10 protein-coding genes and 2 pseudogenes are annotated in these 16,076 nt (G+C 34.9%); 11 read left to right on the forward strand and 1 reads right to left on the reverse strand.

Annotation, left to right across the window (positions count from 1 at the left end):
- The first annotated feature begins 20 nt into the window (after nt 1-20).
- The 6 genes from MKZ09_RS07955 (at nt 21) to MKZ09_RS07980 (ending at nt 7,422) form a co-directional block, all read left to right on the forward strand.
- Nucleotides 21-1,775, forward strand: a complete 1,755-nt coding sequence (locus tag MKZ09_RS07955; protein ID WP_179089604.1) for an ATP-binding cassette domain-containing protein — start codon at nt 21-23, stop codon at nt 1,773-1,775.
- Between the two features lie 23 nt (nt 1,776-1,798).
- A complete protein-coding gene (locus tag MKZ09_RS07960; RefSeq protein WP_076206730.1) occupies nt 1,799-3,544 on the forward strand; it encodes an ABC transporter ATP-binding protein in 1,746 nt (581 codons plus the stop codon).
- Nucleotides 3,545-3,560: 16 nt separating this feature from the next.
- Nucleotides 3,561-4,523, forward strand: coding sequence for a phosphotransferase (locus MKZ09_RS07965; RefSeq protein ID WP_076206733.1), 963 nt, complete (start codon nt 3,561-3,563; stop codon nt 4,521-4,523).
- 16 nt (nt 4,524-4,539) lie between these two features.
- On the forward strand, nt 4,540-4,818 hold the full coding sequence (locus MKZ09_RS07970; RefSeq protein ID WP_076206735.1) for a phosphopantetheine-binding protein: 279 nt from the start codon (nt 4,540-4,542) through the stop codon (nt 4,816-4,818).
- A gap of 487 nt (nt 4,819-5,305) precedes the next feature.
- Entirely contained in the window at nt 5,306-5,977 is a 672-nt protein-coding gene (locus MKZ09_RS07975; protein WP_076206738.1) for a 4'-phosphopantetheinyl transferase family protein, read from the forward strand.
- Between the two features lie 347 nt (nt 5,978-6,324).
- Nucleotides 6,325-7,422, forward strand: a complete 1,098-nt coding sequence (locus tag MKZ09_RS07980) for a hypothetical protein (protein ID WP_076206740.1) — start codon at nt 6,325-6,327, stop codon at nt 7,420-7,422.
- Nucleotides 7,423-7,801: 379 nt separating this feature from the next.
- Here the strand turns inward: MKZ09_RS07980 and MKZ09_RS07985 are convergent, their stop codons facing one another.
- Nucleotides 7,802-8,077 carry a sigma factor-like helix-turn-helix DNA-binding protein gene (locus tag MKZ09_RS07985; protein ID WP_076206743.1) on the reverse strand — a complete coding sequence of 92 codons (276 nt, stop codon included), beginning with the start codon at nt 8,075-8,077 and terminating at the stop codon, nt 7,802-7,804.
- 13 nt (nt 8,078-8,090) lie between these two features.
- Here MKZ09_RS07985 and MKZ09_RS07990 point away from each other — a divergent pair.
- The 5 genes and pseudogenes from MKZ09_RS07990 to MKZ09_RS08010 all read left to right on the forward strand — a co-directional run.
- Nucleotides 8,091-8,501: pseudogene (locus MKZ09_RS07990) on the forward strand (sigma-70 family RNA polymerase sigma factor); the annotation flags it as partial.
- A 912-nt stretch (nt 8,502-9,413) separates the two neighbouring features.
- A pseudogene (locus MKZ09_RS07995) lies at nt 9,414-10,773 on the forward strand (IS1182 family transposase).
- Nucleotides 10,774-11,126: 353 nt separating this feature from the next.
- Nucleotides 11,127-12,254 (forward strand): hypothetical protein, encoded by a 1,128-nt coding sequence (locus tag MKZ09_RS08000; protein WP_076206745.1) that lies wholly within the window; start codon nt 11,127-11,129, stop codon nt 12,252-12,254.
- A complete protein-coding gene (locus MKZ09_RS08005; RefSeq protein ID WP_076206748.1) occupies nt 12,245-14,212 on the forward strand; it encodes an McrB family protein in 1,968 nt (655 codons plus the stop codon). The genes MKZ09_RS08000 and MKZ09_RS08005 overlap by 10 nt, the downstream gene beginning before the upstream one ends.
- The gene (locus tag MKZ09_RS08010) at nt 14,202-16,016 is read left to right on the forward strand and encodes a nuclease domain-containing protein (RefSeq protein WP_076206750.1); all 1,815 of its coding nucleotides are present in this window, start codon (nt 14,202-14,204) and stop codon (nt 16,014-16,016) included. Before MKZ09_RS08005 ends, MKZ09_RS08010 begins: the two co-directional genes overlap by 11 nt.
- Nucleotides 16,017-16,076: the final 60 nt, after the last annotated feature.

A 16,076-nucleotide genomic window follows, 5' to 3' on the forward strand; every position in this document is an offset into this window, starting at 1 on the left:
CAAGGAAAGAAGTGTTGATTTTGAAAGAACATGATTTAGGAAAATACTCTACACTCACAGCTTTAAATAACTTTAGAAGGTTTAATCAGAAATTTATTCCAAGGTATATATTTATTTCTGGATTAATACTTGGAGTGGCTTTTCTAACTGTTGCTTACGCTGAGATGTTACGTAGAATTATTAATGCTGCAACAAATAAGGACACAGTGCTGTTGGTACAAAGTATATTAATCATGATTGGTATAAATTTAATGGATTTTATATTTAAATTTTCAAAAAATGTAGGAGTTCAGATTCTGAATAATTTATCGACTTATCATATTCAATCGTTACTTATAAAAAAAGTCTTAAAAATAAAAATAAAGGAACTAGATGCAAATCATTCATCGGATATCATTTACCGTTTACAGGAATCCTCTACTAAAGCTCAGGCCGGTATGAATACAACACTATTTGATCTATTTGGAAATATTATTCAAATTATATTCATGCTTACATATCTCAGTTTTCTTGACCCAGTACTTACATTAGGGTCAATAGTTATTGGATTTGTTGTTCCAACTTTAATAAAGAATAAAGGTGCAGGTTACAATAGAAATCATTATGATCGTATTCAAAGAACTGAATCAGAAATGCAGGCATTTGCTCAAGATTCGTTACAAGGTAATGAAATTGTAAAAACTTATTCATTAGAAGATCAAATGTCCTCTCGTTATCGGAAATTTATAGAAAAACGTTTGGAAACAGTAAAGAAAACCATACTAATGCAGAGTTTCGTTTCAAGGATGCACACTTTTTCTAAAATTTATGGACTAGTATTCATTTTTAGCTATGGCGGTTATCAGGTTTTAAACGGTTCTATGGACATAGGTGCACTAATCGCATTTTCAGTTTCTTATCATCAAGCGATACTTCCTATATCGAATATTTCCTCTACATGGATAAATTTGCAGCAGTCGATTTCAAATGCACAGCGTGTTCTTGAAATGATGGTTTTAGATGAAGAGGATATAAATAATGAGCAACTGAAAATAGAAAATTGTAAAGGTACATCTGCGATTATCTATTCCGATGTAACTTTCTCTTTTGAATCAAGTCAAGTACTTAATGGAGTCTCATTTATTGCAAAAAAAGGTAGTACTACTGCGATTGTTGGACCAAGTGGTTCAGGGAAAACAACGCTTTTTAAAATTTTACAAAGATTTTATGAAAAAGACTCTGGAGATATTTTCATTGAAAATCAACCTATTGAAGAGGTACCAATAGACCAGTTACGGCAGTCTATTGCGGTTGTAGAGCAAGATCCTTATTTATTTTCAGGTACAATTTACGATAATATCTCATTCGGCAAACCTAGTGCTACTAACGAAGAAATTGTACAAGCAGCTAAATCAGCAAATATACACGATTTTATTTGTTCTACAAAGAATAAGTATCAGACTGTTATAGGGGAGAGAGGAATTACTTTATCAGGGGGAGAAAAGCAACGAATTTCAATTGCAAGAGCATTTCTTAAGGATTCTAATATCCTACTCTTAGATGAACCGACAGCCTCGCTTGACAGTGAAAGTGAAGGATTAATACAGAATTCTTTAGAGAGATTGATGAAAGATAGAATTACACTTATTATTGCACATCGCTTATCAACTATTAAAAATGCTGATAATATTATTTATTTGGAGAATGGCATCGTAGTAGAAAGTGGCACACATGAAGAATTAATTAGTCTGAAAGGAAAATATAATAGTTCAATGAACATTTCTTTGGTAAGTTAAGTTACACATTTATGGGAGGTACTATGGACAAAGGTGTGAAAAATAGAGAAATATATTTGAGATTGTTCTCTTATACAAGATCATTTAGATTATTATTTTTGTTTGCTTTATTACTTGTATTTGTTGAGGTTACTTATTACATTACCTACTCGGCAATCCAAGAGTACTTCCTTAATGCTATAAACAATGGAAATGGAAATCAGCTTAACAACTTGTTGATGTGGTATTCCGCAGGAGCCCTTATTTTAATTCTACTTTTTTTTATCTTATTTTTTTGTAATAACTATATAAATGAGCTTATTCAAAAGGAAATTTCAATAGAGTTGTTTGATAAAATTAACAAGTTACCATTCTCTTATTTACAAAGTAATCATACAGGAGATCTTTTGAGCAGGCTTAATTCAGATGTACAAAAAGCATCGCAAGTAATAAGCTATATTAGTTTTAATTCTTTATTTTGGGTTGTGTTTTTTGTTTCTAGTTTTGTGTACTTATCTCGAATCAGTTTTAAATTAACAGTTATGATTGTTGTTTTCACTCCTTTATTGATATTTATTGGTAGGAAGTTTAGTAAAAAAATGGTGCATGTATCTTTGAGAGTTCAAGAATCTAAGGCCCAAGTAAGAATTATACTTCAAGAACTTATACAAGGAATGCAAGTGATTCGGAGCTATAATTTGCAGGGAGTTTTTTTATCTAAATATCTGAATGCTCAATTAGCTGAAAACTCTAATATCAAGAGTCAAAAAATCACTGAGTATCTCATGATCCAGTCAATTGAAACGTTAAGTAAATTGATAAGTACATTAGTTTTTGTAATTTTAGGATTCTCAATAATTGATGGGAATATTACTGTTGGTGCTTTCGCGGTTTTTATTACACTTATTCGTTCTCTTCAACAACCTGTTGAGGAAATAACCAAAGAATTAGGCAAAGCCCAGGAAGGCATAGTAGCTGCTAAACGTGTGTTTTCTATCATAGATTTGCAATCTGAATATGAGCTGATGCATTCAACTTCTGATATTTGTGTTTCAAAGCAAATATCACCCACCCCGGCTATTGAATTTGTTAATGTGAATTTCCAGTATGAAAGCGGGGCAACTTTAAAAAATATAACTCTACAAATAAATGAAGGTCAAAAGATTGCTGTGGTAGGCGCAAGTGGAGCCGGTAAAACAACTTTTATTCGACTCTGTTTAGGGTTATTGAAACCCACTAATGGGGAAATCAGGATATTCGGAAGAAACTTGTTTGAAAATCTTGAACGATCTCGCTCTTACATTAGTTATATTCCCCAAACACCATACCTATTCTCTGGAACAATACTTGAAAACATAGCATATGGAGATTCGAATAAGAGCGCCGATGAAATTGATGCTTCTATAAAATTAGCAAATGCGCATTTTATCTATGATTTACAGGGTGGTTTAAATTATAATGTTGGAGAAAATGGAAGGAGACTGTCTGGAGGACAACGTCAAAGATTAGCAATTGCCAGGGCATTTTTTAAGAAATCACCAATAATTGTGTTGGACGAAGCGACATCTGCACTAGATCACGAAAATGAGAAGTTGATATATGACTCCATAGATAATCTTCTTGAGAACAAGACTGCAATTATTATTGCACATCGTTTAACAACGATCCAGAACGCTGATATGATTATTGTATTAGAAGATGGAAAAATTGTTGAATCAGGTTCACATGAAGATCTTTTGAAAAACGGTGGTCGCTACACAAAACTATACTCTTCTCAATCAAATGTGTGACATGGGGGAAAAGGTATTGAAACTAGTTGTATCGCAGTCTTTGTTGCATCCATCTTTCATTATAAAATTTTTATTTAATGAATATAAATTAATTGTTAATAATTGTAAATTAATTAGTGCTAGTGTGAATGACACATATTTAATAGAAGCAGACACCGATTTATTTATATTTCGTTTATATGGAACAAATTCAAGGTCAATTGATCAAATCAATTTTGAAATTTCTTTGCTTGAATATTTAAAAAGCACCGATGGTGTGACAGTTTCTTATCCTATACAGAAGCAGGATCGTAGTTATCTAACAAATTTATATTTACCCGAAGGTAGTAGGTATGCTGCACTGTTCTCTTATGCTGAAGGGAGGGAAATCGATTTAAGAAAGGATGCCCACATTTTTGGTGAATCGGTTGCTAAAGTTCATTCTATACTAGACAATTTTAATTATAATAAAAAAATTAATAGTATTAATGTACTTGATAGCTTGTATGAGATCCAAGAATCAATTAGGGAAATATCTAGTGAAGACCGGCTGGTGCTAGTGAAAATTTGCCAGTCTATTGAAAAAAAAATAAAATTATATACTGATTCTCATCCTCCCATGGGGATCTGCCACGGAGATCTACATGGCTATAATATGCATATTGGAAAGGATGGTAATATAACTCATTTTGATTTTGAGTTTGTTGGTTTTTCTTGGAGAATATATGACGTTTCTGTATTTTGTTGGGAATTGCATTTTAATTGTCAATATAGTATGAAGAAGAAAAAGGAGATTTGGAATACTTATTTAAATTCTTATACTGAAAACAATTCAATTAATCCTAAGGATTATGAGATGATTCCTTATTTTGTTTTATTAAGACAAATATGGTATATAAATTTTTTTTTAAAAAACAATGGTATTCGAAAGCCTTTCGAAAATAAACTCCCTGTCCTTTTCTCAAAAATGAAGGAGTTCGCTCAAAATATTATTATTTAACAAGGAGATTAAAAAGATGCAAGATAATTATGTTCTCAAAATTAAAGAATTGATGAACGAAGTATTGGATCATGAAGTAGAATCTTTTGAACTTGAACTTGAACTTGAACTTGAACTTGGACTTGACGATGATTTAGCGGATTTTGGAATAAACTCCCTTAATTTTATACACCTATTGGTTGCTTTGGAGGAAACATACAACATTGAGTTTGTAGATGAAGAACTTGAATTCGAAAATCTAAATACATTACGTAAACTTAATTGTTCTATTGAGAGTCTAATTAATATGGATTAGACAAATTTTTTTTATTTGTTTTAAATTGATTATTGCGTTTCAAAAACTGGGAGGATGAGTTCTCTGTGTGTAAACCTTGCTGATTCTGTGAGAACAATTTAAAGAATTATGACAGAATATAATCACATGCTGGAACTCATCTTTCAACAAGAATTATTATGTAAGGTTTGTTTAAACTTGTTACGATTTATGAAATTAAATGTTCAGAAGGTATAAAAGACAATTCGCATAAACATAACTTTAATTAAACCAAAGCTGGAAATAAATCTCTCATTTTTATAAAAATACGGTATTAGTATCAGATTATTTTAGAAATCTCAGTTCGAAAGGTAAGCAGGAATTTGGCTTGTCAATTACAAACAAACTTACATGTTTATTAATTGAAACAGTCATTCATATTTCAAAAACACCATTATTTAGCTCAATTATCCCTAAAAATAAAGTTAATTTTTCTCAGACCGAATATCTTAAATAAGAAGATGATAAATTGACAAAATTATATTTAATGCAAATACCAAATAATTTGGTGCTTGACGATAAGTTTATGGAGATTATACCTAAATTTAAAAGAAGTAAGATTAAACAAATGAGGAAAGAAATAGATAAGCAAAGGTCGTTGTTATCTAATGCACTTTCATGTTGGATTTTAAGTCTAAAATTACAGAAAAGCATTAATGAACTAGAATTTTATTGTAATGATTATGGAAAGTTATTCTTAAAGAATGAGGAGTATCATTTTAATATTTCACATTCAGGTAGTTGGATCTGTGTCGTCATAGACAATCAGCCGTTAGGAGTGGATATCGAGAAAATAACTAATATTGATTTAACCATTGCTAAACGATTCTTTACATATGAAGAAAATACCTATATAGATAATAGTTTGGATAAATTCAAGGCTTTTTTTGAAATTTGGACTCTTAAAGAAAGTTACATCAAAACTATTGGCACTGGATTTTTTCTTAATTTGAACTCATTTTCGATAATAAAAAACGATGAGGATTTTATTTGTAAACATCAAGGTCAAATAGATGATTATTATTTTTATCAGTATGCTATTGAAGGTTATGTAATAGCTGTTTGCTCAAGGAAAAGAAATGTAGATGATATAATAGTTGTAGATTATGAATCTTGGTATGATGAATTCAAAAAAAAATAATCATGTAATAATTTACAAATTGCTAGTGGTAGAGGAAAGAACAGTTCACTTATTATTATTCAAATTTTTTCCGCAATAATAATTCTATTTGAAAGTCGTAAGCGATAGGTGAAGCACAACTATTCTTGATGAGATAACGAGCTTAACAGTAATACATATATTATTTACAAAATGAGAAATAGAAGTCAGCCAGAAGAGATTATAGGTAATAACTTATATTTACTTATTTTATTGAGGATGGAGCAACTGACATCAAAATATCTGCTGTTCAAAATGACTCTTCTAGAAACGTTATCTGATCTAATTCTTTTTACATAATCTAAAAACTATAGTAGGGAGTTACTGATATGCTAAGCGAAATTAAGTTACCTGTAGTCCATCCTATAATAAATGGCTATTCTCATTTTGGGAGTGTTTTTTCAATAATTGGTACTGATGAGGACTCATATATTCCGTGGTTTTTAAGTCGCTTTGGACAATTGTTCTCTGATCCTGTAAAAAAGAACAAGGGTTTGGTCATAAATATGGACGAGCCTGATTGGTTTCCAGCTAAGACTAATTTTTGTCCCTTTTTAGATATTAATATCTTGAATAAAGAGATTATTGAGAGTGAAAATAAAACAAATATTGTTGAATGTATGAAAGCATTAATTAGAGATGGGTATTATTTGTTTATGGTTTTAGAACAATATTATATTCCTGGATCTTATGGATTTGGGAAGTACTCATACCCCCACGACGTAATGTTATATGGATTCAATGAAAACGAGAAAGTTTTCTATATTGCAGACAATCTTAGTGGCAAATACCGATTTAGTAAATGTTCATTTTCGCAGTTTGAATCAGCATATTTTTCTTTAGAAAAACGTAAAGATCGATTAGATTCTAAAATATGTTTGTTACGAAAAAAATCTAATAGTCATGAAAAATTTGACTTACTTCGTGTAGTTGACACGCTACATGGCTATTGGAAATCCGCTTCACCTGAGATTCGCTCATCTAATTGGAGCAAATCTTTTTCAGGATGTGTAAAAGGGTTAGAAGTATATAATAATTTGAAGGAATATATAGCACTGCTAACACATGATGAAGCAATTTTTGATATAAGGCCATTTCATGCTTTATGGGAACACAAAAAGATCATGGTGATGAGAATACAATTTATGATCGATAATGGATATATAATTAAGAGTGATAAAATTCTAGAAAATTATAAGATGATAGAAAAAAAATCACTATCACATAGAAATTTATTTATAAAATATAACTTTACTAAAGATATTGCAATTATAAATAGGATTATTGAAGGCATTGATGAAATAGTAGTGTTGGAAAATGAGTTGATTCCATCTTTGTTGAATAGTATATGTAAAAGTGATAACAATATAAACAATAAAATTCTAGGACTAGAGATGAATCATAATCTTAGATGGTCTTTATCGTGAAGAAAGAGGAAAAGTTTTTCTGGATTTTAGAAAGGGATATTGTTATAAAATAAGAGCTAAATTAAAAACTTATATTGCAGATCTATTTCGAAGAATAGCTAAGTTATTTTATACAAGAAAGGCGTAGGTGAATACCTGACAAGGATAAATAAATATTTCGTCGACTGACAAGAAAATAAGCGCTTTAGAAGTCGCATCACAGGTAATATAGTAGGAGGATGTAGCCCAAGAAATTGCATGGGAGCGTCCTTTTTTATCGGCAAGAATACTACATGAACAGAAGTTGTTTGAGTCAAATAATTGGATGGGAAAATATTAAGGGAAGTAGGACGTTAATGATGACAGAATCACTTCTATATAAGTCAGAAATATATGTATTTTATTTTAGTTGCAGAGCATGAGGAACTATAGCTGGGCTGTTCACGATTTCTTCGATTGTCAGCAGATTGAGCTTACCCCTGACCGATTCATAGAGCGTAAACAGCAATGGCATGTGACGGAACATGAGCTGTTTGAATCCTTTAATCTCGATTTGGCGGATACACTCTCGTGTGATGCCTTTTTCATCCGCAATTTCTTGAAGCGTCCGTTCCTTGCCTAAGTGCCCTTTATTGACACGTTTATAGAGGATTTCCCATACGTTTGGCTCCAGCATTTCGGGTTAGCAGAAAGGCACAAAGCTGGCCACTTTTGCGGCTCGCTGTATTGAAAACGAAATCCTGATGCACTTAAGATCATTGAAGAAAACACGGAAAGACGTTTCCCTGCACGATCCGTTTGGGACAGACAAGGAAGGTAATGAAATTACACTCATTGATATCCTCGGCTCAGAAGCGGATGATGTCATTTAAGAAGTAGATCTGAAGATCGAAAAGAGCAAGATTTATCGTAACCTTGATATTCTGGATGACCGGGAAAAGGAAGTTGTAGTGGGTCGGTTTGGATTGGATACAGGTGGAGAAGAGCGGACTCAGAGAGAGATTGCCAAGGAGCTTGGTATCAGTCGCAGCTATGTGCCACGGATTGAGAAGCGAGCGCTCATGAAGCTGTATCATGAGTTTTATAAGGCGAAGCGATAAGATTTAGACGGTAATTTAGATAATAATTAAAGGTTCACAATAGAGCATTTTAAAAGCGACTTGCCAACAAGGAAGTTGCTTTTTTGTTAAGTCAGAGTAGTTGATGCTAAAAAAATATAAGAAAGCATATTCAGAAAATTAACTTTTTAACTGCTGAAGGTATTATTATGACATACAAAGAAATATATGATCATTATATTCAATTGTCTCTTGTATATGAAAATAGTGAAAAACACCAAGGTCCATATCAGACACAAATAAAAAATTAGGAGACAATTTTTTATAGCTGAAGATATAGTTGCGAATTTTTGTTCTTAATCAGCTATTAAAAATTCATGAGAAAAGTAGAAAACTAAAGATTAAGTGGTGTTCAGAAAGATACTTTAAAAGAAGATTTACATTTCTACTAATTATTTATTATGGGAAATGTACTTCAAAGAGATTTTTATGAAGGCAATAATCAGATAATAGACTCATTAACGAATCAAATGAAAATTCTGTCTTCTCTGGCCATGTAATGTTATGCAAAGGTGAATAGTAGCAGAATGTTCTACACGGTAGGAGTGATACCACAGACCAGTGAGTAGTTTTAGGAAAAGAAACTGTAACTTGTATGGTCAATTTGAAAAGCAGACTTATGATGGATAGAGCCTATATTAAAGAGGTTATTCGTGAACTTATTCTATTCGGGTATGAGGAAGCTAAGTCTAAAAAAGAGGACGTGAGAATTTGAAAATTCGGAAAAATCAAACTATTAAATAAATAATAGATAAAGAGACTATCTCTTTTATAGATAGTCCCAGGCTGTCGAGAAGCTCTCGACAGCCTTCTTTACGCTCTAATTATTTAAGACGACATCGCGTTAATGTTCTGAAATATAGGAAACTATTTATAGAACGGATGGTGTGTTGAATGTTACGTTCCAACCGAGAAAGACAACAATCCTACGAATTTGTTTCCATAGAAGATTTGGCCCCCGAAGACCACTTGGTTCGTAAGGTGGATAAATATATCGATTTTTCTTTTATCGATGAAAAGGTTCGACCGCATACTGTGCCGATAACAGACGCCCAGCTATAGATCCAGTTATTTTATTTAAGATGATTTTTCTTGGATACTTTTACGGTATTCGTTCTGAACGTCAATTGGAGCGAGAAATCCAAACCAACTTATCCTACCGTTGGTTTTTAGGACTAGGGTTGGGCGATAAGGTTCCCGACCATACAACGATTAGCTGGAACCGGCGGACCCGGTTTAAAGATACAACTATCTTTCAGGATATTTTCGATGAGATTGTTCTCCAAGGCATTTCACACCGAATGATTGGCGGACGTGTTCTCGTGACCGATTCGACCCATGTGAAAGCCAATGCGAATAAACACCAGTACACCAAACAACAAGTGCTACGAAATACCAAAGATTACGTAGACGAACTCAATGCCGCCGTGGCCGAAGACCGGAAAGAACATGGAAAAAAGCCCTGAAACCCAGAGAGGAAGTGGACGAAGAGAAAGAAATTAAAGTGTGCACAACCGATCCAGACAGTGGATATATGATTCGGGAGGGTAAACCAGAAGGCTTCTTTTATTTGGACCACCGTACGGTCGATACCAAGTACAATCTCATTACCGATGTGCACGTAACGCCCGGAAATGTTCATGATTCCGTGCCCTATTTGTCGCGTTTAGATCGCCAGCAAGAACGTTTTGGGTTTGCTGTTGAGGCTGTTGCACTCGATTCAGGATATTTGACTACACCAATTTGTGGGGGTCTAAAAAGTCGAAAGATTTTTGCCGTGATTGCTCACCGGAGGTTTCATCCCAAGCAAGGCTTGTTTCCAAAGTGGAAGTTTACCTTTGATCCCGAACGTAATCTGTATGTTTGTCCAACTAGTCACGAATTGAAATACCGAACCACAGACCGCAAGGGTTACCGACAGTATGCTTCCGATCCGGAGTATTGCAAGAGTTGCCCGTTGCTGGGCCAATATACACAGTCCCGAAATCACCGGAAGGTGGTAACCCGGCACGTTTGGGAGGACAGTAAAGATTGGGTCCGGAACAACCGGCTCAGCAAGTCTGGCAAGCAGTTGTACCGCAAACGAAAAGAGACGATTGAGCGAAACTTAGCGGATGCTAAAGAGCTCCATGGGTTTCGTTATTGCCGTTTGCGTGGACTCCGAAACGTCAGTGAACAGGAACTGATGACGGCAGCCGTGCAGAACATGAAGAAGATGGCGATCCACCTGCATCGCCTGGAAAAGCAGGGGTAATCCCTTGTTCCCCCGATTTTACAACTACCTAAACATGAAAAGAAACCCAAGATCTTAAAATGACCTGGGTTTCTCGACACTCTGAGACTATCTCCTTTATAGATAGTCCTTTTTTAAAAAAATATTACTCTTTCTTTTTCTTGCTATGGTGATAGGAGCATTGATATAACACTGTTATTTATTAAGAAAAATGTGCTAGAAGAAAAGATTTTGTATTTACACATACGTGAGACCTATCAGTGTAGTTCAAAACATCAAATATTTATTTTTTAGTGTAAAAACCCTAATTAAACTGGGATATTTGATTGTCGAATCTTGATAGAGTTGATAAGATATGGAAGGGAGGTTATGACATGCATGAAAGTGACTGGCTACCGAAAGTGCTACTCAAATCTGAGTTAATTCATATCTGCAATATTTTAAGTTTGTCTGAAGATGGTTTTCGCCTTGCAAGTTTACCATCAAGGCCTGTTATGAACATACGTAATGTAGTCTCTAATGCGTTAAAACTAGGAATTGGAAGAAAAAAAAGAAGGAATGCTGCAATCCCAATTAATGTGTTTTATGAAGATATTGCCATGGATGTCACTAGGGGAAGGTCAGATTTGAATCACGATGATTTTTACACATTGCTACCTCGTATAATGATGGATAGTTCATTACGACCTTATCAGCGATTAGCGGTGTTGTATGACCGAAATCGGGAGTTTTACACAATGCATTACAATCAGATTGTACAAAATGCACAAGCGAAAGTAGATTGGTTTCTTGGTGTGTACCAAGTCGATGAGACAGCAATTGTTAAACTAATGATTTCCGAGACCACATATCCAACCTTAGGTCAATATGAACGCTTTGTAGAGGAAAAAGGATTCGAGCTCAACTATCTAGAGATTAAGGAAGTTCTTAAAGGTAAGCCAGACAATATATCAAAGATCGAATACGTAAACACATTATCAGGCAACAGGCGATTTTTAGGGCAGTTAGCTTTGCTTCCTGATATTAAGGAATTGGGGTCAGTAGTATTTTCGTATTATGCCAACATTCGTATTGCCGAATCAAATGATGATGTCTCCAATGAACTAATAGACCAATTACAAACTCAGTTGAGGGAGGAAAATTCTAAACGTATGGAATTAGAAAACTTTCATCAATTGTGGAATGAATTATTACCTAGATCCAATAAGGTTATCATTGTTACAGAGACAATAGATCAAAGAATCTGTAAGTTATTCGAGGGAATGATCGTCCCGAAAGCATACATATACGAAAAACGGAAAGAGAACATAGACGAGATAAAAGAAACAATTTGGATGATTGATCGAAATTGTTTCACTAATACGAAAGAGTGGATGGAACTTCGTCTTTTTTTTACAAATAACGATATTTCATTTGAAGAATTTCATGATGACATAATACTAATACAGGAATGCGCAAGAATCTTACAGGACAGAGTGATGGAGGAAAAATTATGTTATTAAATCCAAAAACACAGCGTGAATTAAGCAGTTGTTACATCGTTGGTAGGCTTGCCGATGATAATGACCCAACATTTATACCAGCTTTAGGGCTTGAGCGAAAAAGTGTAACATTCACTCATCGGTCAGATAGAGGAATTGTATTTTACATACAGGCGATAAGCGAAGAGCCGAAACCGGTAAAAGAAATTAAACATGAAAAGGATTGTTACGTTTCTTTTGATGAGCGTAACGAGCGATACTTACGTACGATAAAATACTACGAACAAACTAATAAAGTGGAGTTTTTACGAGACCACTTGGAAGGTAAGCTAATACTCTTTAAACCAAAGCTAAATCTAAGGCATGACAATACAGAACACCCGTATCATTACAATTTTGATATTGTTTTTGTATCGGAAGATAATCGTGAGGCGAATTTTTATGTGGCCGTTCCTCAAGTGAAAAAAGGTTTGCCGGCTATTCGCTTTGAAAAGGCTCTCTTGGAAGGTACTCCTTTTCAGCTTCCCGAATATCCAAACCATATGGAAACACCTGAATTTATATTGTGTGACGGATTTTTGTATTTCATCCCGGAACAAGATATTTTAAAGGGTAGCGAAGTTAATATGACAACTTACTATGCTTTGAAACCAGAATCGATACGTAAAATGGCGGTTACCGATTTTGAGGATTTCTGGGGGAACCTTAAGTGTGCCTATCGAGAAATTGGGTTTATAACCGACAAAAAAGCAGGTGAATTAAGAGACATTTTGAATCATAAGGGCTTACCATTGCTTATACAAGACGCTCCATTAAAAGAAGATGATAAGAAAGAGGCACCAGCGTCTCAAGATACGAGGGATATTTTGTCTGAAATCGACTTTATTGCCCGACTAAAACATTATGCACGTGAAGAGAAACTAGTGTATCAAGAAGAAGAAGCACTTATAAATTTCCACACCTCCCTAAAAACCGGGAGTATTGCTATATTAGGTGGAATGAGCGGCACAGGGAAAACTCAATTAGCTCTCTTATATGCTAAAGCTTTGGGTCTCAAAAAAGACGAAAATTTACTGTATGTACCCATCTCACCCTCTTATACGGAGCCAGCTGACATATTGGGATACTTAAATCCACAGTTGGGGCTTTTTATGGAGAGTGAAACAGGACTTGTATCATTTTTAGAGCAGGCAAGTCAATGCCCAGATGAAGTTTTCATGGTTTTATTTGATGAAATGAATTTAGGGCAAGTAGAACACTATTTCTCTCCGTTTATTTCTCTTATGGAGCTTCCGCAAGATCAGCGTGATTTACGAATTTATAGCCAGAATTCTGTTTGTCACAATAAAAAATTGGCAAAGGGTTGTATTCCTATTCGTGATAACGTCTTGTTTGTCGGAACGGCTAATTTTGATGAAACAACTAAAGATTTCTCTAACCGTATGCTGGACAGGACCAATGTCATATTTTTGGAAAAATTAACCTTTGGGGAAGCAAGCGTACCAAAAGAACAAGAGAAGGTTGAGTTGGATCTTACGACCGTAGTAAACCGAGACGTTTTTCGAACAGTTTGGACTAAGCCAGTAAACGATATGGAAGATCATGAAATTTTACTATTGGATCGAATTCATGATCGAATGCGTGAATTTGATGCCCAAATTGGGGTGAGTTTCAGGATATACAAGGGAATAGAAAGGTACCTATCAAATGTGCCAACTGACTCTGACGGCAACCCTCTGATAACACGAAGTACAGCTTTTGATTATCAAATTAAGCAACGCATTCTAACTAAAATAAGAGGACATAGGGAGCAGGTACAAGAGCTTATTGGCATGTTTGATTCTGAAAACCGCTATCAACGGGGATATATTGCGCAGTTGCTAATGGAAGAGGGAGAAGGTGAAGAAGTTTTTCTATCCTCGCTTACGTTCTTGAAGCAAAAAGCAAGGGAATTAACGAGGAACGGCTATGCACTTTAATGCGGAAGATCTGCCTTTTGTCTTGGAGTTTTTCACTGAATATTCTGAGCGAATTCCAGTCAGATATTTTTGGAGTAGACAACACGTCCCTACTTCCATCCATCTTTTAACTCCCGTGAAAGAAAATGTGTCGCTAGGAATTCGACTTTACTCAAAAAATGGAGAGCCATTGGATGGCGTGAAGATGGTCTTGGAAACCAGTATTTACGATGAGCATGGTAAACAAAAAGAAATGATTGTACCTCTAACTAGTAGGGATCATCAGGAATATGTGTATCGTTCACAAAACAGTACTGAATTTCCCTGGCGTTTGGGAGTTTATTTTTTTGAAGTTCAATTAGAAGATAAGATATATAGTTCGGGGATCTCCGTGTCTCCTATACATTTGACACAAGAACAAGTTCAACACATACATTCTGTTTTAGAACAAGAAATTGATGGGATGATTTATGATCTCATATATACCCAAACTTCAACGAGTCAAGAGCACGAAATATTGAAAAATAAAGCTTATTATGATTATGTTCTTCGACTAATCGATCAGAAGGATCAGTTGTCATCTTCTTTGATCCAATTAGAGCGAAATCCGTTAGATGCTATAAAAACTGCCTATTCGATCGATGAGTTCGAGAAGAAACAAGACCATAAAAGTTTACGTTGGAAGGATGTCCGTGGAGGCCAGTCTGAGTATAACAAACGTAAATTGCTGTCTATGGACATCCCACAAAACCGCTGGATGGTACATATTCTCCTAGTTTGGAAACACGAGTTGTTAGCTGTTGGAAAGGCTATTAGTTCCGATTTGAACCAGGCGAGAGCTGTCATTAGCCATAAAGAAGAAGAGAAGCTAGCCAGTGAAGAGCACAAGCACCGTTTTTTTCATGCCCATGATATCTCTTTTGAATCTAGAAACGCCATGAAATTTCGAATTAGTCGTCTAGAGGAAGAAATTAACAAAAAGCAACGAGAAATCGGAGTTCTCTCACGATGGAATGTAGCAGTGGAAAATATGACTGGGCGTTTGACCTATATTTTGTTGTCTACGAATTTTAAAGAAGTTCCTCGCGGTAAGTATAAGCCGCCATTAAAAGAGCTGCACTACCGTTTAATCAGCAAATGGGTGGAAGACGGACGTAAAGTATTGCTTGGTAATCAAGCGGCTAAGCATACTGTACGGGTATTAAAGCCAACCTGGAAAGTATATGAACAATTCGTATTTTTTCAGGTGGTAAATATGATTCAAAGATGCGGATTCAGTGTGGTAGAAGGTGCCAAACTGAAGCTTTTGCAGCAGCTGGATTCCGGATACTGCTTGAAATTTGAAAACGAAGGGTGGATTGTTCATATATGGTATGATCGATACGTTGAAATGAGGGAGGATGCTGCGCGCACTGGAGATCCATTTTATTCTCGTCAGGTTATCCAGCCAGATATTCGTATTGATTTATATAGGAAGGGACTAGAACCGACGTTTATTTCCTGTGTGGCGATGGATGCCAAACACCGTAGGTACAAATCCTTGTACAATGAGTCATACACTAACGATGTGTTTACCCAACTTTCAAAATATCAAAGTATCAATTATAGCGGAGAAAACACCACTAGTCGTAACAAACGTCGTACTGTTGTGGATAGAGTGATTTGCGTCTATAGTCGGGATCGTAGAGCAGATATCGTTCAAACAGAACAGCCGCTTGTATATATTCAGTTGTTCCCGGATGTTAATGACGGAAGTATAGTGGGTTATTCTGAATTATTAGGGGAACTAAGTCTCTGGTTGGAAGAAAATACTGAAGGAATTTGAACTATAATTCGACATCGTCAAATACGGACGATGTTTTTTTATTTATCTATCTATTTAAGT

Source organism: Paenibacillus sp. FSL R5-0908 (genome assembly GCF_038006245.1).
Taxonomy (GTDB): Bacteria; Bacillota; Bacilli; order Paenibacillales; family Paenibacillaceae; genus Paenibacillus_AQ; species Paenibacillus_AQ odorifer.